General features: G+C 70.3%; 17 protein-coding genes. 6 read left to right on the forward strand and 11 right to left on the reverse strand.

Annotation, left to right across the window (positions count from 1 at the left end; all coding sequences use genetic code 11):
* Positions 1 to 6: 6 nt before the first annotated feature.
* The 5 genes from HDA40_RS33525 to HDA40_RS41790 all read right to left on the reverse strand — a co-directional run bounded on the left by HDA40_RS33525 (position 7) and on the right by HDA40_RS41790 (position 8,860).
* A complete protein-coding gene (locus HDA40_RS33525; RefSeq protein WP_253761794.1) occupies positions 7 to 2,277 on the reverse strand; it encodes a transglutaminase TgpA family protein in 2,271 nt (756 codons plus the stop codon).
* Positions 2,271 to 3,494 (reverse strand): DUF58 domain-containing protein, encoded by a 1,224-nt coding sequence (locus HDA40_RS33530; protein ID WP_253763910.1) that lies wholly within the window; start codon positions 3,492 to 3,494, stop codon positions 2,271 to 2,273. The genes HDA40_RS33525 and HDA40_RS33530 overlap by 7 nt, the downstream gene beginning before the upstream one ends.
* 14 nt (positions 3,495 to 3,508) lie before the next feature.
* Positions 3,509 to 4,504, reverse strand: a complete 996-nt coding sequence (locus HDA40_RS33535) for an AAA family ATPase (RefSeq protein WP_253761795.1) — start codon at positions 4,502 to 4,504, stop codon at positions 3,509 to 3,511.
* Between the two features lie 35 nt (positions 4,505 to 4,539).
* Positions 4,540 to 7,110 carry a fibronectin type III domain-containing protein gene (locus tag HDA40_RS33540; RefSeq protein WP_253761796.1) on the reverse strand — a complete coding sequence of 857 codons (2,571 nt, stop codon included), beginning with the start codon at positions 7,108 to 7,110 and terminating at the stop codon, positions 4,540 to 4,542.
* 175 nt (positions 7,111 to 7,285) lie between these two features.
* Entirely contained in the window at positions 7,286 to 8,860 is a 1,575-nt protein-coding gene (locus HDA40_RS41790; protein WP_308197797.1) for a tetratricopeptide repeat protein, read from the reverse strand.
* A 75-nt stretch (positions 8,861 to 8,935) separates the two neighbouring features.
* Here HDA40_RS41790 and HDA40_RS33550 point away from each other — a divergent pair, with 75 nt between their 5' ends.
* Complete coding sequence (locus HDA40_RS33550; RefSeq protein ID WP_253763911.1) at positions 8,936 to 9,190, forward strand: Smr/MutS family protein; 255 nt, start codon at positions 8,936 to 8,938, stop codon at positions 9,188 to 9,190.
* Positions 9,191 to 9,322: 132 nt separating this feature from the next.
* Here HDA40_RS33550 and HDA40_RS33555 read toward each other — a convergent pair whose 3' ends face one another.
* The 5 genes from HDA40_RS33555 to HDA40_RS33575 all read right to left on the reverse strand — a co-directional run bounded on the left by HDA40_RS33555 (position 9,323) and on the right by HDA40_RS33575 (position 14,814).
* Complete coding sequence (locus HDA40_RS33555) at positions 9,323 to 10,267, reverse strand: ABC transporter ATP-binding protein (RefSeq protein WP_253761797.1); 945 nt, start codon at positions 10,265 to 10,267, stop codon at positions 9,323 to 9,325.
* Positions 10,264 to 11,235, reverse strand: coding sequence for an ABC transporter ATP-binding protein (locus HDA40_RS33560; RefSeq protein ID WP_253761798.1), 972 nt, complete (start codon positions 11,233 to 11,235; stop codon positions 10,264 to 10,266). The genes HDA40_RS33555 and HDA40_RS33560 overlap by 4 nt, the downstream gene beginning before the upstream one ends.
* Entirely contained in the window at positions 11,232 to 12,110 is an 879-nt protein-coding gene (locus HDA40_RS33565; protein WP_253761799.1) for an ABC transporter permease, read from the reverse strand. The genes HDA40_RS33560 and HDA40_RS33565 overlap by 4 nt, the downstream gene beginning before the upstream one ends.
* A complete protein-coding gene (locus tag HDA40_RS33570; protein WP_253761800.1) occupies positions 12,107 to 13,102 on the reverse strand; it encodes an ABC transporter permease in 996 nt (331 codons plus the stop codon). Before HDA40_RS33570 ends, HDA40_RS33565 begins: the two co-directional genes overlap by 4 nt.
* A 65-nt stretch (positions 13,103 to 13,167) precedes the next feature.
* On the reverse strand, positions 13,168 to 14,814 hold the full coding sequence (locus tag HDA40_RS33575) for an ABC transporter substrate-binding protein (protein WP_253761801.1): 1,647 nt from the start codon (positions 14,812 to 14,814) through the stop codon (positions 13,168 to 13,170).
* Between the two features lie 186 nt (positions 14,815 to 15,000).
* Between HDA40_RS33575 and HDA40_RS33580 the strand changes: the two genes are divergently transcribed.
* Positions 15,001 to 16,059, forward strand: a complete 1,059-nt coding sequence (locus tag HDA40_RS33580) for a LacI family DNA-binding transcriptional regulator (protein WP_253761802.1) — start codon at positions 15,001 to 15,003, stop codon at positions 16,057 to 16,059.
* 81 nt (positions 16,060 to 16,140) lie between these two features.
* Here the strand turns inward: HDA40_RS33580 and HDA40_RS33585 are convergent, their stop codons facing one another.
* Positions 16,141 to 18,081 (reverse strand): cellulase family glycosylhydrolase, encoded by a 1,941-nt coding sequence (locus HDA40_RS33585; protein ID WP_253761803.1) that lies wholly within the window; start codon positions 18,079 to 18,081, stop codon positions 16,141 to 16,143.
* Between the two features lie 249 nt (positions 18,082 to 18,330).
* Here HDA40_RS33585 and HDA40_RS33590 point away from each other — a divergent pair, with 249 nt between their 5' ends.
* From HDA40_RS33590 to HDA40_RS33605, 4 genes are all read left to right on the forward strand, one after another.
* Positions 18,331 to 19,095: a DUF6042 family protein gene (locus tag HDA40_RS33590; RefSeq protein WP_253761804.1), complete on the forward strand. Its 765-nt coding sequence runs from the start codon at positions 18,331 to 18,333 to the stop codon at positions 19,093 to 19,095.
* Between the two features lie 223 nt (positions 19,096 to 19,318).
* Positions 19,319 to 20,143 (forward strand): GDSL-type esterase/lipase family protein, encoded by an 825-nt coding sequence (locus tag HDA40_RS33595; protein WP_253761805.1) that lies wholly within the window; start codon positions 19,319 to 19,321, stop codon positions 20,141 to 20,143.
* 85 nt (positions 20,144 to 20,228) lie between these two features.
* On the forward strand, positions 20,229 to 21,056 hold the full coding sequence (locus HDA40_RS33600; RefSeq protein ID WP_253761806.1) for an SGNH/GDSL hydrolase family protein: 828 nt from the start codon (positions 20,229 to 20,231) through the stop codon (positions 21,054 to 21,056).
* Between the two features lie 67 nt (positions 21,057 to 21,123).
* A complete protein-coding gene (locus HDA40_RS33605; RefSeq protein WP_253761807.1) occupies positions 21,124 to 22,413 on the forward strand; it encodes a M20/M25/M40 family metallo-hydrolase in 1,290 nt (429 codons plus the stop codon).
* Positions 22,414 to 22,445 lie beyond the last annotated feature (32 nt).

Consider the following 22,445-nt stretch of genomic DNA (forward strand, 5'->3'; position numbering starts at 1 on the left):
TCTGCCTTATCCTCGCCGGTGCCACCGAAGTGGCCCCGGATGAATGGACCAGATGAGACGCCGCCACCACGAGCGGCGGGAGCGAAGCTCGCCGACATATGCCGTCGCGCTCGCCCGAGCCCGGTGCGCGTCGTCCTCGGCGAGCCGGCCCGCGCTGAACTCGGCCGCGTTGACCAACCAGGCCAGGTCGTCGAGCCGGGGCGCCGGCAACCGGACGTGTTTGCGGCCCGGTGGGGCCGCCGCCTCCCCGGCGAAGGTCACGACCTCGGCCGCGGTCAGGTGCCGGGGACTGCCCTGACCGGCCAGGCGTAGCGCGTCGGAGACCTCGAGCCAGGCCCCGGCCACCCGGTCGGCCGGGCTGCCCTCGTCGAGCCGCCGGCGTCGCAGGGCACGGCGGGCGATCAGCAACGCGAGCACCAGACCGACCAGCACCAGGACGAACAGGCCACCCGCACCCGCTCCGACCATCGGCAGCACCGAACCGGCGGCGGCAGCCGAGCCACCCGAACCGGACGGGGCGGCGGCCGAGGCGGAGACCGACTCGGTCGGCAGCGGCTCCTGCGACGGCGGCTCGGTGGACGGCTCCGGCTTCGGCTTGAACTGCTCCTCCAGCGGTTCAGGCTGCTGACCCGGGCGGGGCAGTGGATCGAACGCCACCCAGCCGACGCCCGCGAACAGGACCTCCGGCCAGGCGTACGCGTCGGAGGCGAGCACCTTCGAGGCGCCCTTCTTCGCGTGGAACCCGACGACCACCCGGGCGGGCAGGCCCATCATCCGGGCGAGGACGGCGTACGCCGCGGCGAACTGCTCGGCGGTCCCCTTCCCGCCGCCGTAGCCGGTCTTGTCGCCGAACAGGAAGTAGTCGAGGTTGGGCAGGGCATGCCCGCTCGGCGCCCCGCCGTCGAGGCGGTAGTGGTCGGCCAGGAACTGCTCGATCGCCGACGCGCGGGAGTACGCCGCGGAGTTGTCGGCGGACAGCCGCTGGACGAGCTGCTGCATCCGCTCCGGCAGGGTGCCGCTGCCGACGGTCAGGTAGCGGCTGACCTCCGGTCCGGTCGGCACGTCCGCGGTGGGCAGCGTGTTCTCGTCCGGCTGCGCCTGCACCGACGTCACGGCGTACGACATGCCTGGCGTGAGACCGGTGGGCAGCATGAGCGTGCCGCTTTCGACGTCGACGCTGACCCGCAGGCCGTCGACGCGGCGCGCGCTGGCGACCGCGGGCAGCAGCTTGCCGGCGAGGCCGACCACGGTGATCTCCTGGGTGACCGTGGCGTCCTTGACGAGGGTCTGCTCCGCCCCGGCGGCCGCGGCCGGTGGGGCGGGCGGCGACGGCAGCGTACGCGCGGCGGGCCGGTACTCGCCGGAGACGTGCCAGGTCACGCCGTCGTAGTCGGGGAGCACCGCGAGCCGGATGGCGCTGTCGGCGCTGAGGTTCGTGTCGAGCAGGTGCTCGGTCGGGTTCACCGCCCAGCCGGAGAGCCGGATCAGCGGGTTCTGGTCGAGCGCGTCGAGTTGCGGCGGCGTCACGTACGCGCGGGGGTCGACCGGCGCTTTGTCGACCACCCCGGCCAGCCCCGGTCCCAGCAGGGCGGCGACAGCGACGATCACGGTGACTCCGGCCAACGCGGCGACTGCGGCCCGGACCTGCAACGCGCGCCGGGTGACGGAGTCGATGCGGTCGGTCCGCACCGGATCAGGCGCGGCGGCCCGCGCGGCGCTGGTGCCGGTGAGGGCCAGGGCGGCGATCGCCAGCCCGCCGAAGATCAGGCCGGTGCTCAGCCCGCCGCGATGCGGCCCGACGAGGAACAGCGCTCCGCCGTAGAGCAGCGTCGGCGGGAGCAGGCTCAGCAGCGTGCGCCGGGCCCGTCCGGCGAGTTCGGCCGAGGTGAGCCCGGCCAGCCAGGCGGCGATGACGGGGATGACCACGGTGTCGGGCTGCGGTTCGATCGGCACGAGCGCGGTCAGCAGCCGGGGTACGCCGTTGGCCACGGCGTCGGCGGCGACCTCGGGCAGGCTGCCGGGGACCTCGGCCTGCTTCGCCGACAGCCACACCGCCAGCGCCAGGTACGCCAGCAGCCCGAGCACCGACAGGGGAGCGTCGGTGTAGGACGGCAGCCGCCGCACCGTCACGGCGAGCAGCACACTGGCCACGCCGGCTCCGGCGACGAGCTGGAACAGCAGCGGACCGTCGTAGATGCCGCCAAGCGTCCATCCGGCCAGCACGATCATCGCCGCCAGCAACACCGGTACGCCGAGCGCGCGGACCAGCCTCACCATCGGCCGACCCCCTCCCACTCGGCGGCGAACTCGACGCCGTCCTCGGCGCGTAGGAACAGCATCCCCGCACCACCTGGTTGCGGCTCGTCGGGTCCGATCGGGCCGAGAATCCCAGTAACGACGGTGGCGAAGGCGCCGCGCAATGCTCCGACCAGCCCGAGATCCGCCACTCCGCCGATGCCCGTGAGGTAGACGAGCGTGTCACCGGGCCGATGCTGGCGCAGTCGATTGGCCGCGTTGGCGAGCCGACTGTCCACAGTGTCTGACTCATCGGCGGTAGCCGATGGTGCGACCTCCGCGAGGGCGTCGAGCTGCGGTTGCGCGCTGCCCCGGTGCCCGGCGACGGCCCGCCCGCCGACGGTGTGCAACACGACGGGCAGGTCCTCGCGGACCGCGGCCGCGATGACCGACGCGGCCGCCTCGCAGGCCCCTTCGAACGCGGCGATCTCGCCGTCCGGCTCGGCCGGCGCGGTCCACGATTCGGCCCGGTCGTCCAGCAGCACGACGATCCGGGGCAGGCTCGTGTCGAGGTGCTCGCGCACCATCAGCTCGCCGACCTTGGCGCTGGTCCGCCAGTGCACGTGCCGCAACTCGTCGCCCATCACGTATTCGCGCAGCGTGTCGAACGTGATGCTGCCGTGCGGAACCCGGTCGATGCGGCCGTCCATGCTGCGGCTGACGCCGGCCGGGACCGCCTGCAGCGGATGGATGCGCGGATGCACCCAGATCGAGGCGGAACCGCCGTGGTCGCGACCCAGCGAGAGCAGACCCAGCGGGTCACGCCGGGTCACCCGCAGCGGGCCGACCTGAATCACGCCCCGCCGCCCGGTCGGCACCGGATAGCCGACGTCCATGGTCGCCCCGGCGCGCAGCCGCAGCACCGGCACGGCGACCGCGACCTTGTCGTGGACCGTCTGCCCATCCGCACCCAGGCGACCGCAGGAATCCTCGGCGACCAGGCTCGCCGCGAGCAGCCGACTGGAATTGCGGACCGTCAGGACGACATGGCTGCCCTCGCCGCGGCCGACCCGGTCGGGGTCGACCGAACGGTCCACCTCCAGCCGAGGCCGCCACACGCCGTAGGTGAGCGCGCAGCCGATCGCGACGAGCGCGGTCGCGCCGACCACCACCAGCTCGGGATAGCCGAATCGGATCCCGGCCAACGCCAGCAGCACCCCGCCGACGCCCAGGCCGAGGCCACGCGGCGTGATCGGCAGGCGAGCCGCGAACCTCATCGGGACCGCGAGTCAGCCTGACCGGGCAACGGCACCGGCACCGACTCGATCGCGTCCTGCAGCACCTCGGCGGCGGTCACCCCGCGCAGCTGCGCGTCCGGGGTGAGCAGGATGCGGTGCGCGAACACCGGCTCCACCAGAGCCTTGAAGTCCTCCGGCAGAACGAAGCCGCGGCCCTCGGTCAAGGCGTACGCCGCCGCCGCTCGCGTCAACGCGATCACGCCACGAGGGCTGACCCCGACCCGGACATGCTTGTGGTCGCGGGTCGCGGCGGCCAGGCGCACCGCGTACGCGTAGAGCGGGTCGGCGGTGTGCACACGCTGGGCCAGCCGGATCGCCTCGGCGACCGTGTCGGTGGAGCAGATCGGTTCGATGGCCTCGGGCGAGCGGATGTTGGCCCCGCGCAGAACCTCGATCTCGACCAGCTCGCTCGGATAGCCGACGGACAGCTTCATCAGGAACCGGTCGAGCTGCGCCTCAGGCAGTCGGTAGGTGCCGTCCATCTCGACGGGGTTCTGCGTGGCGACCACGAGGAACGGGCGCGGCACCGCGTGGCGTACGCCGTCGACGGTGACCGTGCGCTCCTCCATCACCTCCAGCAGCGCCGACTGCGTCTTCGGCGAGGCGCGGTTGATCTCGTCGGCGATCACGATGTTGGCGAAGATCGGGCCCGGGTGGAACTCGAATCCACGCGACGCCTGGTTGAAGATCGTGACGCCGGTGACGTCGGAGGGCAGCAGGTCCGGCGTGAACTGCACCCGCCGCCACTGCCCCTGCACGGCGCTGGCCATGGCGCGGGCCAGCGTCGTCTTGCCCACGCCGGGCACGTCCTCCAGCAGGACGTGCCCCTGCGCGAACAGGCAGATCAGCCCCAGCCGCACCACCTCGGGCTTGCCGAGGACGACCGTTCCGACGGCTCCGGTGAGCCGGGCGGCCAGGTCGGCGAACGCGGTGACCTGCGCGGGGGTCAGCGGCGGCTGGGGCTGGTTCACGTCATCCCTCGTGTGTCGTCGTGGTCGGGGCTAGGTCAACAGGCTGGTAGATTGCCGAACTCTCCGTCGGAGATGTCGGTGTACGCGAGCGGGATGTAGTACGGGTCGTTGACCATGACCCAACCGGTGCTGCGCCGGTTGTTGTTCTCCCCGGCGGCGTTGATGCTCACGCCCGAGCCCCGGCAGATCGGGTTGATCGACTGACCGTCCCGATGGTAGACGCCGTTGGCACAGCAGCCGTTGGTCTGCTCGAGGTAGCCGTCGCCGTTGTCCTTGTACTCGTAGACGCCCTCGGAACAGCCGTTGCACTGCGACGTGGCGGACAGCTTGGTCGTCCGGGCGGTGCCGGAGGCGGTGTAGGAGCCGGCCGCGTTGCTGACCACCAGCGTCCACGAGTACGCCTTGTCCGCCCGGTTCACGCCGACGCTGAGCTTGCTGCCGTTGGCGCAGGAGGTGTCGGTGACCGACGACTGCCCGGCGATCGTCAGCTTGCAGGTGACGGCGTCGCCGGTGAACGTCGCGGCGATCGCCACCGCCGAGTACGTGGTGCTGGCGCTCTCGGCGCTGCGCACCGGCGCGGCCAGCGTCTTGGCCGTGTCCTTCGCGGCCGGACCGCTCCCGGCCTCGTTGACCGCCACCACGGAGACCTGGACGGTCGCGCCGTCGGCAAGCCCGTTCCAGGTGAGGCTCAGCCCGGTCGTGGACTTCGTCGTGCCGTTCACGGTCACCTGGTACTCGGTGATCGGGCGGCCGTTGTCCGAACCCGGCGTCCAGCTCACCTTGATGGTGCCCTTGGCGCTGGTGACGGTCGTGGCGGCAAGGCTCTTCACGGCGGCCGGCTTGGCGAACGGGACGACCGTGTTGCTGACGACCGACGCCTTCGACGCGACCCCGATGTCGTTGACGGTGATCACGCTGAACGTGTACTGGGTGCCGTATTCGAGGTCGCCGGCCTTGACGGTCAGGGCGTTCGTGGTGGAGGTGCCGATCGGCGCGTTGACGCCGTTGGACACCGCGGTCACCTCGTAGCGCGCGACGTTGTGCCCCTGACCGTTGGCCTTGTCCCAGGTCACCGCCACGGTGCCGTCCGGCTTCTCGACCGCCTTGACGGTCAGCGGCGGGTCAGGGACCTCGAAGCTCGGCGTGACCGTGTTGCTCGTCCGCTTGGGCCCGGTGCCCTTGGCGTTGACCGCCCACACCGTGAAGCTGTACTTCTGGCCGTTGACCAGCCCGGTGATCACCAGCGACCGCTGGTCCGCGCCCACCTGGAAGGTCTGGCCGTTGCCCTCCACGATGTACTTGAGGATCGGCGAGCCGTTCTCCGACGCCCGGCTCCAGGTGACCCGGGCCTGCGTGTTGCCCGCGACCGCCTTGAGGTTCTTGACCGCGCCCGGCTTGCCGACCGGCGGGGTGGGCGGCGGAGGCGGCGGCAGTTTCGGCGGCTCGCCGCCGAGGACGTCGTTGACGAACTTGTCGACGACCTTCACGTCGCCGTTGTCGTCGACCACCCGCGCCGACGCGGCGTTGGGCGCGTTGATGAACAGCCGGTTCTCCCGGACCTCCAGGTCGATCGGCCCGTTGGCCTCCTTGAAGGCGATCGTGTCCAGCAGCTTGCCGTCGCGGTCGAGGACGTAGATCGCGCCGTTGGTCTCGTCGGCGACGTAGAACCGGCCCGACCAGGCGACCGCCGGCTTGAGCTTCGCGCCGGCGCCCGGCACGGTGAAGTCGGTGACCTTCTCCCCGGCGACGACGAAGACGTGCTTGCCGTCGACCACGGTGACGGGCACGTCGGGGCCGTTGGTCCGGGTCGGCAGCGCGCCGGTGCCCTGCAGGTCGAGGCCGACCTGGCGCTGCTGCTCGTCGATGACCGTGGTCAGTTTGCCGTTGGTGCGGTCGAGCACCGCCACGCCGCTGTCCAGAGTGGAAACGACGAGGTCGTGGCTGCGGTCGGCCACGGTCACGGTCTTCACGGTCGTCGGCGAGGCGCCGCCGCCGGTGCCGCCCGCCGTGGGAGCCGGCCCGGTCGGCTCGATCGCGGCGATCGTCCCCTCCTCGGGGATCGCGATCCAGAGTCGGCCCTTGCCGTCGAAGGTGCCGCCGGTGATGCCCGGCGGGAAGTGGATGGGCTCGCCGACCCCGGCCAGCGTCCGCGGATCGATCTGGCGGACCACGCCCTGCGCCGGGTCGATCAGGAACGCGGCGTCGCCGTTGAGCGCCACCGTCACCCCGAGACCGGACGTGCTGCCGGCAGTGCCGGACGACTGCAGAGTGGCGAGGTCGAAGGCGTCGAGCTTGCCGGTGTTGACGTCACGCAGCACGAGGAAGCGGTCGGTCTGGCTGACCTGCATGGTGTGACCGGCCGAGTTCGGCACGCCCATCCGGGTGTCGACCCGTCCGGTGACGCCGTTGACCCGGGCCATCTCGCCCTTGAGCGAACTCCACAGCCAGGAGCTCGAGTCGTAGTTCGCCGCGGCGTGGTCTTTCGCCCCCAGCCCGAACCACGTCAACGCCACCCCCGCGACCAGGGCCAGCACCGTCGCGATCGTGACGATGCCACCCTTGGTGCGGGCACGGCGTCCGATGGCGCCGGGTGACAGATCCACCATGGTTCGCCCTCCCCCTTCGCGAGCCGGCTCGGCCGGCGCGCTCGTATGGCGTTCCTCGCTGAAGCCGGTCGTCATCATAGGTCCCCGCGCCGACATCGAAAAGGCGCGGTTGTCCGTCTGTGGACAATGTCGTCCGGACTGACCGAGTGCTCATCCCGAGCGGCGAAACCGATGCTCAGCTGGGCTTCGCGCTGCCTCGCGTCGTGCATACGGGCGTCGATTCATAGATCTCCGCGCCCGAGTAAATCGTCACGACGCTGAAACAATAGGAGAACTTGGCATTGAGTCCAGTGATCGTGAACGTGGGCTTCGCCCCGAGGTTGCCGGTCACGAGCTTCATCGCGTCGCGGCTGGCGCCCATCTTCACGGCGAACCCAGCCGAACCCCCCGCCGGATCGGTCCAGCGCAACGTGATGGAATCGCCCCGGTCGCTGATCGTCAGGTTGGTGGCCGCACCGCGCGGCGCACCCGTCGACTGCTGCGACTCGGTGGTCTGCGGCCCGGTGCCGGACGGCGTAGTGCCCCGGCTGAGCATCAGGACCACGACGACGCCCGCGGCCACCACGGCGACCAGCGCGGCCGCGACCGCCGCCGCCATCGCGCCCCGGCCGCGTTTCTCCACGATGACCGACGGAGCGGCGGTGAAGACCTGCGACGGCTGGGCCACCGGGATCGGTGGCGGCGCGATCGGCTGGAGGTCGGCCGACTCGTCGACCGGGTTCTGCGCGTAGCGTACGGGGCCGCTCAGGGACGGCAGGGGAGCGTGCTGCACCGGCACGGGCAGCATGTCGGTCCGCTCCACCAACGCGGCGCTCGGCGCCTGATCGGCCATCGTCGGGCGGTCCTGCGGCGCGCGCTGCGGCAACCCCGGCTGGCCGGGGTGAACCGGCTGCCCCGGCTGTCCGGAGTGGACGGCCTGACCCAGCTGTCCCGAGTGAGCGGGCTGGCCCGGCTGTCCGGGGTGCACATCCGGGCCCGGGTACGCGGCCTGGCCCGGCTGTCCGGGGTGAACGGGCTGCCCCGCCTGGCCCGGGTTGGCCGTCGGCGGCACGGCCAGCACACCCGGCGCCGGGCTGTACGGCTGCCCCGGCACCGGCTGCCCCGGCACCGGCTGCCCACCGCCAGGCTGCCCACCGCCGGGCTGCCCACCGCCGGGCTGCCCAACACCATGCTGCCCAACACCATGCTGCCCAACACCATGCTGCCCACCGCCGGGCTGGCCGGGCAGGGGCTGCCCCGGCATAGGTTGGCCGAGCATGGGCGGACCGACGACAGGCTGGCTCATGCCGGGCTGGGCGTACGCGGGGTGCGCCGGGGCCGGCGGGCTCTGCGGGCCGAGCCAGGCGATCGCCTCGCGTACCTGGTCCTCGAGTCCTTCGACGCCTCCGCCGTGCGTCGCCACCCGTGCGTAGTGCTTGCGCGCCTCGTGCTTGTTGCCGAGCGCGTCGGCCACGTTCGCCAGTTCGAAACTGATTCGCAGCAGCACCGGCTCGGACTCGTCGAGCCGGAGCAGACCGGCCTGCAACGCCTCCTCCAGTACGCGCCGCGCCGTGGAGGGGTCGCCGGCCCGCCGATGCAGCGTCGCCAGCAGCAGCGCCGTGGCGAGAATGTCCGGATGGTCCTCGCCGTACTGGAAGGTCGCGCTGTCGAGGCTGTCCTCCAGCAGCATGCGGGCCGAAGCGAGGTCGCCTCGGTCGCGCAGGGCACGGGCCTGCGCCCAGACGTCGGGGAGGTGGGTCGGCTGCGGCACGCGTACATGCTGCCGCGTCTGCGCAAGATTCACCAGCCCGTCGTCCACAGGCGGGACGGACTAAGCTGGCGGACGATGAAGCTCGTATTGGACCTGCACGACATCTTTAACAAGGGCGGCGAAATCGATCGCGCGCTCAACGGCATCGTGCGCGAGGCGATCGCGAAGAAGGCCACCCTGGTGGAGATCATCCCGGGGAAGGGTTCTGGCCAGCTCAAGAAGAAGGTCCTGCGCTTCCTCGACCAGAAGGAGATCAAGGCGCTCTACCACCGGGTGGAGAAGGACTCCAAGAACTTCGGCCGCATCTTCGTGCACTTCCGCCACAAATAGGACCGCCGCCGCGCGTAATTCCCGCCGCGATAGGCGCCAGATCAGGGTTATGTCTGGAATCTTGGCCCAAGATCGCAGGCATAACCCTGATCCGCCGGAAACCCACCGCCCGTGGTCGGGAGACCCGCGGCGTTACGAAGGGGCGAGGAGCCAGCACCGAGCGGAGTGCGACTCCGACCCGGCGACGCCGAAGGTCGGCACCGATTCCGAGCACTGCGGCATGGCGTGCGGGCACCGGTTGCGGAACAGGCAGCCGGTCGCGGGCGGTTTGCCGCCGCGTACGACCAGGGATTCCCGGGCCGGCCGCACGGTCGACGGGTCGGGCGCGGCCGCCGCGAGCAGCTGGGTGTAGGGGTGGGCGGGACGCAGGATGACGTCGTCGCTCGGCCCGCTCTCGACGATCTGGCCCCGGTACATGACCATGATCGACGTCGCGAAGTAGCGCGCGGTGGCGAGGTCGTGCGTGACGTAGAGGACGGCCAGGTCCTCCTCACGTTTCAGCTCGTCGATCAGGTGCAGGATCTCCAGCCGGATCGACACGTCGAGCATCGAGACCGGCTCGTCGGCGAGCAGGATGCGCGGCCCGGGGGCGAGCGCGCGGGCGATGGCGACCCGCTGCCGCTGGCCGCCCGACAGCTCGTGCGGGTAGCGGTGGGCGACCTGGTCCGGTGGGGTCAGGTTGACGCGGCGTAGCAGGTCGACCGCGCCCTCGGCGGCGGTGCCTCGGTGGGCACGCCCGTGCAGGAGCAGCGGCCGGCGCAGGTGGTAGCCGATGGAGTGGGCCGGGTTCAGGGAGGCGAACGGGTCCTGGAACACCATCTGCACCTGCCCGCGATAGGCGCGTTTCGGCCCCGGCGGCTGCCCGTCGAGCAGGATGCGGCCGGAGGTCGGCCGGGTGAGCCGGGCCAGCATCCGCGCGATGGTCGACTTGCCGCTGCCGCTCTCCCCGACTAGCGCGACGGTCTCGCCGGAACGCAAGGCGAAGGAGACGTCGTCCACGGCCGTGAGCCGAGCGCGTCTGCCATGATCGCGCACGGTGAAGACCTTGCTCACGTTCTGGACTTCCAGGCTGGTCACGCCGTCACCCTCTCGTCTACGAAGTGGCACGCCACACCGTCCAGCAGCGCCGGCTCGGTGGAGCAGGGCTCGAAGGCGTGCGGGCAGCGCGGGGCGAACGGGCAGCCGCCCGTGAGCCGGGCCAGGTCGGGCGGCGTACCGGGGATGCCGCGCAGCGCTTCGCGATCGCCGCGCAGGCTCGGGAACGACCGCAACAGGCCCTGGGTGTAAGGGTGGTGCGGATTGTCGAGGATCTCCCGCGACGTCCCGGTCTCCACGAACCGGCCCGCGTACATGACGGCCAGCCGGTCGCTGATCTCCAGCAACAGCGACAGATCGTGGGTGATGAAGACGACCGCGAAGCCGAACAGCTCGCGCAGGCGATCGATCTCATCCAAGATGTCGCGCTGCACGACCACGTCCAGCGCCGTCGTGGGCTCGTCCATGACGATCACATCCGGTCGCAGAGCCAGTGCCATCGCGATGGTCACGCGCTGCCGCATCCCGCCCGAAAGTTCATGCGGGTACGCCGAAAGCCGTGCCCGGTCGATGCCGACGAGGTCGAGGAGTTCTTCGCAGCGCTCCTCGACCGCCTTGCGGGGCAGGTCGGGTTCATGGGCCGCGAAGACGTCGGCGAGCTGTTTGCGTACCGTCACCACGGGGTTCAGCGAGTTCATCGCCGACTGGAACACCATCGCGATGCGCCGCCAGCGGAAGGCACGCAAGGCGTCGCCCGCCAGCCCCAGGACGTCGACGGGATCCTCACCGGGTCCGGTGAAGGTGACCGAGCCGCCGGTCAGCCGGGCGGGCGGACGCAGCAGCCGGGTGATCGCGTACGCCAATGTGGACTTGCCGCAGCCGCTCTCCCCGGCGATGCCGAGCACTTCGCCGCGGGCGAGGTCGAAGCTGACCTGGCGGACCGCCCGGACCGGAGTGTGCCGTCCATAGTCGACGGTCAGATCCTTCACGCTGAGCACGACGTCGCTCATCGGGCCTCCTTGCGCAGCCGCGGGTTGACCCGCTCGTCGATGGCGAAGTTGATCAGAGACAGCCCGGTGCCGAGCAGCGCGCAGAACAGGCCGGGCGGCACGAACCACCACCAGGCGCCCCGGGGCAGCGCCGAGGCGGAGAGCGCGTAGTAGAGCATCCCGCCCCAGGAGCCGGAGGCCCCGCCGGCCAGGCCGAGGAAGGCGAGCCCGACCTCGACGAGTACGCCGCCGAGCACCGCGAAGACGAACTGGGCGGCCACGATGGGGGCGAGGTTGGGCAGGATCTCGAAGGCGACGATGCGCCAGCCGGGCTCCCCGGCGACCCGGGCGGCGTCGACGTAGTCCCGGTTGCGCAACGACAGCGTCTGCGCCCGCAGGACGCGAGCCGGTCCGGCCCAGGCGGTGACGCTGATGATCGCCGCGATCATCAGCAGGCCCTTGGTCTCGGTGTAGTCGGTGATCAGGATGACCAGCGGCAGCCCGGGCAGCACCAGGAAGACGTTGCTGAGCAGGGAGAACGACTCGTCGAGCCAGCCGCCCAGGTAGCCGCCGACGACGCCGACGATCAGCGAGAAGGCAGTGGCGAACACCCCGACCAGTACGCCGATCGTCAGTGAGCCGCGGGTGGCCGACATCAGCTGGGCGAGCACGTCCTGCCCGGTGTTGGTGGTGCCGAGCCAGTGCGCGCCCGACGGCGCTTGGAGCTGGTCGTAGCTCAGTCCTTCGGGGTCGCCGGTGAGCAGGGGACCGAGGACGGACAGCAGCACGAAGGCTGCGGCGATGCCCAGTCCCGCCAGCAGTTTGCCGGACGGTCGGCGACGCGTACGCGGAACGTCGGTCACCGGCGCGGTGGGAGTGGCGAGCACAGCGGTCACGCGCGGGCCTCCTGTCGCGTACGCGGGTCGATGACGCCGTAGAGCAGGTCGACCAGCAGATTCGCCCCGAGCACGGCGAGCGAGATGATCAGGAAGATGCCCTGCATCAGCGGGTAGTCGGCGCTGTTGACCGCCTGGATGAGGGCGAAGCCGATGCCGGGGTAGTTGAAGACGATCTCGGTGGCGATCTGGCCGCTGACGACGAAGCCGAGCGAGATGGCGAACCCGGCGACGCTCGGCAGGACGGCGTTGCGGGCGGCGTAGGAGAGCATCACCCGGCGCGGCGACAGGCCCTTGGCCTCGGCCATGACCACGTAGTCCTCGGCCATGGTGGAGACCATCATGTTGCGCATGCCGAGCATCCAGCCCGCGACGCCGGACAGCACGATGGTCAACGCGGGCAGCGTCCCGTGATAGATCGCGCTGCTCAGGAAGGCCCCGCTCGCCTCCGGTCCGGCGAAGGTGGCGACGTCGTAGCCGAAGTTCAGCGGGAACCAGCCGAGCGTGGAGCCGAGCAGGAAGAGCAGGATGAGCGCCAGCCAGAAGTACGGGATGGCGGCGAGGAAGGTGGTCGACGGGATCAGGCCGTCGATCCAGGTGCCGCGCTTCCAGCCGGCGAGCGCGCCGAGCCCGACGCCCAGGGCGACGGTGATGGTCAGGCTGACGCCGACCAGGACCAGCGTCCACGGCAGCGACTGCGCGATGACCGTGCTCACCGGCACCGGATAGTTCGCGATCGACAGGCCGAAGTTGCCGTGCGCGAGGTTCTTCAGGTAGCCGAAGTACTGCACCCACAGCGGGTCGTCGGTCACCCCGAACTGGAGCTCCAGTGCGCGGCGGTACTCCGGCGGCGGCGGTGAGGTGGCCTGCACCCGGGACAGGAACAGGTCGACCGGGTTGCCCTTGATCAGCCGGGGGATGAAGAAGTTGAGGGTGACCGCCGCCCAGGCCGCGATCGCGTAGAACCCCAGTTTGCGCAGGACGAATCGCATCCATGCCTCCTTTCAGGCGCCCTGATACGGGCCGGCTCCGGGCGCCTGGAGCCGGCCCGAACTCATCAGGCGGGGTTCAGGTTCTTCGCGACGATGCCGCAGTCGGGCTCGGAGAACGGCAGCGCGAGCGCGTACGGGTTCTCCTCCGACGGCCAGCCGGTGGCGTGCAGGGTGCGGAACTCGGCCAGCGAACTGGACTGCTGGATCGGGATGTACGGGGTGTCGGCCACGATCTCGTCCTGGATCGCGTAGATCTGCTGCTTGATCGCGTCGGTCTGGTCCGGCGGGGTGGCGGCGATGGCGGCCAGGGCCGCGTCCACCTTCGCGTTCTTCCAGCGGGCGTTGTTCTGGTTCGCCGGCGGGATGCTCTTGGTGCTGCAGATGTTGTAGTACATGAAGTACGGGCTCGGCCCGCCCCACGCGTTGTAGATCGCCATGTCGAAGTCGCCGCTCTGCAACGCGGCGATGAAGGCGTTGTAGGACAAGGCGTTCGGCTTGAACTCGATGCCGACCTCCTTGAGCAGCTGCTGCACCACCTGCATGGTGGCCTCGTAGTCGGTCCAGCCGGTCACCAGGCTGCACGTGAAGGAGAGCTTCTTGCCGTTCTTGGCGTAGATTCCGTCGGCGCCCTTGGCCCAGCCCGCGCCCTCCAGCAGCTGCTTGGCCTTGTCGGGGTTGTACTCGACCTTGGCCTCGGCGTGCTTGGGCGAGACGTAGCCGGCGAACGTCGGCACCACCAGCTGCAACGGGCTGGGGATCGCCCCGAGGTCGGCGAAGGCCAGCTTGATGATCTTCTGGCGGTCCAGCGCCACGTTGATCGCCTGCCGGACGGCCGGGTCGGCGAACAGCGGCTTGGTCAGGTTGGGGATCAGGTTGGTGACGTAGAGGAAGGACTCGTTCTTGAACTTGTTGTGCGCGGAGTCCTTGCTGATGAACTGGCCCTGGATGTCCGGGATGAAGATGCCGGCCCAGTCGAGTTGCCCGGAGGCCAGCGCGGTGGTGGCCGCGTCGTTGCCGGTGAAGGACCAGAAGCGCAGCCCGGCGATCTTCGGCTTACCGCTGTCCCAGTACTTCGGGTTCTTCTTGAGCACGTAGCTCTGCGAGGCGAAGGAGTCCTTGACGAACGGGCCGGTTCCGACCGGGTTCGCGTTGACCTCCTTGGTCGGGTCGGCGATCGGCTCCCAGATGTGCTTGGGCACCATGTAGGTGCGGCCGGCGATGTTCCACAGCTCGGTGTAGACCGCGTCCTTGAAGGTGATCTTCACGGTCTTCGCGTCGACCACGGTGGCGTCGACGATGTTGGTGCCGTTGGCGTTCAGCGCCGGGTTGTTCTTGCGGTAGAGGAAGTTGAAGGCCACGTCCTCGGCGGTGAACGGCTTGCCGTCGTTCCACTGCACGCCTTCGCGCAGGGTGAAGGTCAGCGTCTTGCCGCCGTCGCCGAACTCGTACTTGGTGGCCAGCAGCGGCTGGACGTCGTCGGCCTTGGCCTGGTTGAAGAAGAAGAGCGGCTCGTAGATGAGGCCGCGGGTGCCGTTCAGCGGGGTCGGCGCGAACTGGTTGTAGTTCTCGGTGAACTGGCCCGAGGCGCCGGCGAACACGTTGAGGATGCGCTCGGCCGGGGGCTTGGCCGACTCCTCCGCGCACGCGGCGAGGAAGGCCGCGATGCCGGCGCCGGCGGTGGTGCCGAGGAACTGCCTTCTGCTCAGACTCATGGCGTCTCCAGTGAGGGGTCTGGGAAGCGCTCCCAGAAATCGGCGGATGTTTCGCGGAGATGACCGTCAGGTGTCTGCGATCACAGCACTGAACCGTTTAAGTGTCAATAGCTCATGACAGATAGGCATTGACCGCTGATCGTAAGCCTGTTTGCCTTAACCGGTTCTTGGCCGCAAGATGGAGCGATGCACAGCGGCAGCTCCAGCCCGGCCCGAGTCGGCGCACCCCGGAAGACCATCGGCGACATCGCCAAGGCGGCCGGCGTCTCCAAAGGCGCGGTCTCCTACGCGCTGAACGGCAAGCCCGGCGTGTCCGACGCGACCCGACAACGGATCCTCACCATCGCCCGGGACCTGGGCTGGCATCCCAGCAGTGCGGCGCGTGCGCTCTCGGACGGGCGGACCGGCGTACTCGGGCTGATCGTCGACCGGCCGGCCCGGACGCTCGGCATCGAGTCCTTCTTCATGCAGCTCATCTCCGGCATCGAGGCGACGTTGTCGGCCCGCGACGTCGGACTGCTGCTCCAGGTCACCGACGACCAGGAGAAGGAGATGGCGGCCTACCGGCATTGGTGGGCGCAGCGCCGGGTCGACGGCGTCATCCTGGTCGACCTGCGCCGCGACGACCCGCGTGTGCCACTGCTGGAGGAGCTCGGGATGCCATGCGTGGTGATCGGCGGGCCGGAGGGACTGGGCACGCTGCCCGGCATCTGGAGCGACGACACCGGTGCCGTCACCGAGGTCGTGGAGTACCTGGCGGCGCTCGGCCATCGGCGCATCGCCCGGGTCGCCGGGCTGCCGGGGCTCTACCACACCGCGCTGCGCGATCGCGGGGTCGCGGCCACCGCCGAACGGCTCGGCCTGCCCGAGGTCGCCACCGTGTACGCCGACTACACCGGTGAGGAGGGCGCCCGCATGACCCGGGCGCTGCTGTCGCGGCGGCCCATGCCGACCGCGGTGATCTACGACAACGATGTGATGGCGGTGGCCGGCGTCGCGGTGGCGCACGAGATGGGCGTCGACATCCCGCGTGAGCTGTCCGTCGTCGCCTGGGACGACTCGCCGCTGTGTCAGCTCGTGCATCCGCAGCTGTCGGCGGTCAGCCGCGACATCGCAGCCTACGGGTCGCATGCGGCGGAACGCCTCCTGGAGATCATCGACGGCACTACCTCGGCCACCGCGCAGGACGCGACACCGAGGTTGGTGCCCCGGGGCAGTACTGCTCCACCCAGTGGGCAGGACTAGGTCCGGCCCACTGGGCGGAGCAGTGCACCGCTCTGCCATCAACGGGGGCCTGAACCCATCCGGTTCACGCCGCGTCAGCCATCACCGCGCCGCGTCGCGGAGAACGCGTACCCCAAAGGCTTGCAGCTCGACCTCGGCCACCTCGTGACCGGCGGCGAGATCGCGCAGCGCGGCCGGGGTGCCGTCGGCGCGGACCGGCGCGACCGTGACCGGCTCGTCCGCCGCGTTGATCAGCCAGACGAAGCGGTCGCCGTCCGCGTGACGCAAGGCGTCCACGAACACGCGCGGGTCCGCCACGCGGACCGCGGGCCGCACGCCCGCCAGCTCGGCCAGCGCGGCATAGAGCCGGCCGGTGGCGTCCGGGTTGACGTGCGGCGTCGCGGCCGCCATGGCTTCCAAGGGGTACGCGCAGAAGACGATCCCGCCGTCGCCGACCGCCCGGCGCAGCAGAGCCGGCCGGCCGTTGGGATCCACCGCGAGCACCTCGGCGTCGACCGCCTGCACCGGCAGGTACGCCCGCACGTGCTCGTTGCCGCCCACCACGAAGTCCAGCGCGTCCCCGGTCCGCAGCCCGCCGAAGTCCCGGGTGACGGTGAACCGGACCGAAGGGCCCTCGACCCGGTCGACCAGGCCGTAGCGCAGTTCGTGGCGGACGCCGAAGATCCGGTCGACGCCGGCGTACCAGGGGCCGCGCTGGTTGTCGGTGCCACCGTCGCAGTAGGACACGAAAACCGTCGCGCCCGCCTCGGCCAGCTGCTCCAGCCGACGCCAGCCGGGCGCGGTGAGCTGCTTGAGGCTGGGCAGGACGTAGAGCCGGCAGCCGTCGGCGATCCCGCCGGGCGCGTCCTTCGAGCTCTGCCGGATCAGCGCGGGCGGCAGGTCGGCCGACCGCAGCCCCAGGTACGCCTGCTCGACCGCGCCGAACGCGACGCGCCGTTCCCGCTCGTCGGTGAACTGGTACGCCGTGTCGGCGTGCGAGGTGAGCACGAGCCCGACCTGGCTGTCCTCCCGTACGCAGTGCGGCAGGTCGACGGCGTCGAGGATCTGCCGGAACGCCGCCATCTCCCGCAGCGACGCCTTGGGCTGCCCGTGCACGTCGGTGACCCCGAAATGCAGTTCGAACGGATGATGCGAGTACGGCGCCTCGTCGAACAGGTCGTCGAAGTCGGTGTTGTTCCAGCCGACCCAGCCGGTCGAGCCGGCCAGCAGTGACGTGTGCAGCAGCTGGCGGTACCAGTGCCCGACGTTGTCGTCGGAGACGAAGTCGCTGGACGCGCCGAACTCCTCCAGCACCACCGGCTTGCCCGCCACGTGCGCCAGTTCGCACGTGTACGCCGCCCGCCAGTGCTGGCGTACCTGGTCGTCGCCCATCGGGTAGACGTGCGGGCCGATCCAGTCCTGCAGCGGACCGAGTTCGGCCAGCCGGAAGCCGCTCTCGACGCCGCTCAGCTCGATCGTCCAGGCGCCGTCGCCGATCGAGACCGGCTGCGTCGCGCCGCCGGCGCGCAACCCGGCGACGAGGAGCTGCGCCCAGGTCGACACGGTCTCGACGGTGCCCCGCCCGCCGTAGAGCGGCATCTCGTTGGACAGCAGCCAGCCGCTGACCGCCGGATGCCCGGCGAACCGGCGGGCGACCTGCTCGGCGAACCACGCCTGGCGGCCGACGAACCACACGTCGCCGTAGAGGTCGCGACCGCCGCGCCAGGCCGGGTCCCAGTTCTCCCCGGACATGTGGCCCACGATCAGGGTCGGGATCGTGCTCAGCCCGTACGCCGTGTGCTGGTCCAGGAAGTCGCCGAAGCGCGCCATGACGTCCTCGTCGAGCCGGTCCGGCGTGGGCATGGCGTCCGGCCAGAAGAAGAAGCTCCGGGTGACGGTGAGCCCGTGGTCGGCGAGGACCTGCAGCTCCTTGGCCACGACCGCCGGGTCGTAACGGGTCCACATGCGGGGTCCGCCGACTCGGGACCAGAAGTTGACGCCGAGCAGCGGCTCACCGGTGAGGACCTGGAGGGGACGGTGCATGGAGGGCTCCCGTGATCGTGGGGATGGGCGTGCCTGCGATCACAGCACTGAACCGTTTAAGTGTCAACACGCTAGCCATCCAGCAGCTTGTTGGGGCGGCTCGGCTTAACCGGTTAGTCACGCTGGTTCGCGGCGATGTCAGACATCTGCGGTATCTTTCGCGACTGACGACAAGGGACGGTCCTGGGGAGAGAAGCGGTCGTGGGCTGGGAATCGGAGGAGGAGCAGCCACTGTGGAGGCTGGCTCCGATGCATCCGTCCTGGGTGCGCTGGCTGCCCTGCGCCGTCGCCAGCCTGCGGGTCGTCCCCGACGACGACGGGCCGCCGCGATTCCCCCGGTCCTGGTACGACCGCGCGGAACTCGGCCTGCCCTGGGACGAGCCGGTGTGGTGCGATCCCGGCCCGGTGGAGGAGTGGTTCGAGCAGTCGCCCGGGCACTCCGAGGACGAGGTCCGCTCCCACTACGACCAGGTCGTCGAAGCGCGTACGCGGCGGATCGAGACGTTCACCGAATGCTGCTCACGGGCGGGCATCCCGGTGCCGCTGACGCTGCGCCAGCTCGTGGACTGCCTCGTCGCCCTCGGCGTGCTCGACGAGCTGACCGGCCCGGGCGGGGAAGCCTGGCTGGTCACCCAGTTCGCGGCCAACCCCCTCGACGTCCTGCCGCTCACCCCGCAGGAGGCCGCCGAGGAAGCCGCCGCGCAGATGCTCGAACGCGGCGTCCTAGCCGGGATCGGGTTACGCCGGCTCGCCGAGGAACAGGCCCCGGACGGCGGCGGCAAGACGGTCTGGCTCACGTTGCGACGGCTGGGCGACGAGATCGGCCTGACGCCGGCCGCGACCCGGCTGGCTTTGGACCTGATCGCCGCCGAGGAGTCGTGGATCGCGGTGGAGTCGGGAGTCGACCTGCTGACGGTCGGGCTCGACGAGGCATTCGTGATCCGGGCCGACCACTCGCGACTGGCCCAGGTCTACGACATGGACGAGCTGATCGCCCCCGAACACATGATCTGACCCGCCTTTTCCACGCTTTTCCGCGCGATCATGAACTTATGGTCGTGCTCGACCGGCGTGTCGTGTCCCGAGCGCCCTGATCAACTCCGCGCGCCCCTGATCGACTCCGCGAGCGCATGATCGACGGCGTGTCCCGTCGGTGACCCAGGAGTGATCCCTTAGCGTGACGACTTGATCACCTTCAGTGTCCATTTGATCCCGTTCAGTGTCCCCGGGGAGAGTCATGCTGGTTCGTCGGCTCGGTGCGGTCGCGCTCGCGTTCATCCTGCTCCCGGCGGTTGCCGCGCACGCGGCAAGAGAGGCTCCGCCGGTCCCGTCGTCGATGGCGGCGCTCGGCGACTCCATCACCCGTGGCCGCAACGCCTGCGGTCCGTTCATCGCCTGTGTCGCGCGGTCGTGGAGCACCGGCTGGTCGGCCGGTGTGCACAGCCACTTCCGGATGATCGAGTCGGAGAACCCGGCGATCGACGGGCACAACCACAACGACGCGGCCGACAAGGCTCGCGCGGCGGACCTGCCCGGTCAGGCGACGACGGCCGTCGGCCAGGGCGTCGACTATGTCACCGTCCTGATCGGAGCCAACGACGCGTGTACGCGTACCGAGGCGGGCATGACGAGCGTGGCCGACTATCGGGCGGCGATCGACCAGGCGCTGGCGGTGCTGCGTACGGGGTTGCCGGAGGCGCGGATCGCCGTCGTCTCCGTTCCGGATCTCTTCCGGCTCTGGCAGGTCGGTCACGTCGACCCCGACGCCGTACGCCTCTGGAACCGCAACCTGACCTGCCAGTCCATGCTGGCGAACGCCACCTCCGCCGACCGGGCCGACGTCGATCGGCGGTCCCGCGTACGCGATCGGGTGATCGGCTACAACGAGCAGCTGGCCGCAGCGTGCGCGGCGTACGGGCCGCTGTGCGACTTCGACGACGACGCCGTGTTCGGCTACCCGTTCACCCTCGACCAGCTGTCCATGCTGGACCGGTTCCACCCGAACGGGGCCGGTCAGGACGCGCTCGGCCTGGTGAGCTACGCGTCGGGCTTCGACTGGTGAATTCATGGGTGTAACTCTTGTGATGGAGGCCACACCGAGGTTACTGTCTGGTAACCCCCGTCCCGACAGGAAAGGCAGGCCCCCGATGCGCGTACCGCGCAAGTTCCTCGCCCTTTTCGCCGGCCTCGTCGCGGCCGTCCTGCTCGCCTCGCCCGCCGCCGCAGACCCCGGCCCGCCGCCCAACTCGATCGCGAGCATGGGCGACTCCATCACCCGTGGGTTCAACGCCTGCGGCTGGTACGTCGACTGCCCGGCGCGGTCCTGGAGCACCGGCAACTATTCATCCGTCAACAGCCAGTACTCCCGGATCCTGGCCAAGAACTCCGCGATCTCCGGGAAGAACTACAACGACGCGAAGTCGGGGGCCAAGGTCGCCGACATGTACGGCCAGGCCGGCACGGCGGTCGGCCAGGGTGTCCAGTACGTCACGATCCTGATCGGCGCGAACGACGCCTGCACCGGCAGCGAGTCGTCGATGACCTCGGTGGCGGCGTTCCGGACGTCGATCGACTCGGCGCTCAACCGGATCAAGGCCGGGCTGCCCGCCGCCAAGGTCGCCGTGATCTCCATCCCGAACGTCTGGCAGCTCTGGAACGTCGGGCACGTCAGCGGCTCCGCCGTGAGCACCTGGAACCTGTTCGGCATCTGCCAGTCGCTGCTGGCCAACCCGACCTCGACCGCGCAGGCCGACGTCGACCGTCGGGCGCGCGTACGCCAGCGGGTCGTCGACTTCAACGCCCAGCTCGCCGACGCGTGCGCGGCGTACGGGACGAACTGCGACTTCGACGACAACGCGGTGTTCAACTACCCGTTCCAGCTGTCCCAGGTCTCCGGCTGGGACTACTTCCACCCGAACACCGCCGGGCAGGCCGTGCTGGCGAGCGTCACGTACGCCGCCGGATTCGGCTGGTGACCGTCTGGTGATCATTCGGTAGCAGGCCGGGGTATGGACTCCGGCCTGCTTGCGGTAGGAATGATCCATGACGAACGTCGTGGACCTGTGCAGCAACCTGATCCGGATCGACTCGACCAACACCGGCGACCTCGACACGAGCGCGGGTGAGCGCAAGGCGGCCGAGTACGTCGCGACCGTGCTGAGCGAGGCCGGGATCGAGCCGACGGTCCTGGAGTCGGCGCCGGGCCGGACGAACCTGGTCGCCCGCATTCCCGGCCGGGACTCCTCGCGCGGTGCGCTGCTGGTCCACGGGCACCTCGACGTCGTGCCGTCCGACCCGGGCGAATGGTCGGTCCACCCGCTCAGCGGCGAGGTCAAGGACGGCTACGTCTGGGGCCGGGGCGCGATCGACATGAAGGACTTCGACGCGATGGTCCTGGCGACGGTCAGCGGCTGGCAGGCGGAGGGCTATGTGCCGCCGCGCGACATCGTGCTGGCGTTCACCGCCGACGAAGAGGCCGGCGGCGACTACGGCGCCCACTTCCTCGTGCAGCGGTATCCCGAGCTGTTCGAGGGCTGCACCGAGGCGATCGGCGAGGTCGGCGGCTATTCCGTGACGGTCGCGCCGGACCTGCGTCTCTACCTGATCCAGACGGCCGAGAAGGGGATCGACTGGCTGCGGCTGCACGCCGCCGGGCGCCCCGGGCACGGCTCCTTCGTCAACGACGACAACGCGGTGACCGCGCTGTGCGAGGCCGTCGCCAAGCTGGGGCGTACGCAGTTCCCGGTCGTGGTGACGCCGACCGTGCGGGCGTTCCTCGATCACGTCTCCGAGGTGCTGGGCGTCGAGCTGGACCCCGACCCGGAGAAGGCGATCGCGAAGCTGGGCCCGATCGCCCGGATCGTCGGCGCGACCATCCGTAACACCGCCAACCCGACACGTCTCGCGGCCGGATACAAGGACAACGTCATCCCCGGCAAGGCCAGCGCGACGATCGACTGCCGTACGCTGCCCGGCTTCGCGGACGAGTTCCAGGAGCAGCTCCGGTCGATCGTCGGCGAGCAGATCGAGATCGAGACGGTGCACCACCAGGAGGCGTTGGAGACGACCTTCGACGGTCCGCTGGTCGACGCGATGGCGGCGGCGCTGCGCGCCGAGGACGCCGGGGCGCGCCCGGTGCCGTACATGCTTTCGGGTGGCACCGACGCCAAGGCGTTCGCGACCCTGGGTATGCGCTGCTTCGGATTCTCCCCGTTGAAGCTGCCCGCTGACCTCGACTTCGCCGCGCTGTTCCACGGCATTGACGAGCGCGTCCCGACGGAGGGACTAGAGTTCGGCGTGAGAGTGCTGGACCGCCTGCTCCGTAGCAGCTGACCGCCGCCGAGAACCCGTTGAGAGTCCGAAGG

This window comes from Hamadaea flava (assembly GCF_024172085.1).
Lineage (GTDB): Bacteria > Actinomycetota > Actinomycetes > Mycobacteriales > Micromonosporaceae > Hamadaea > Hamadaea flava.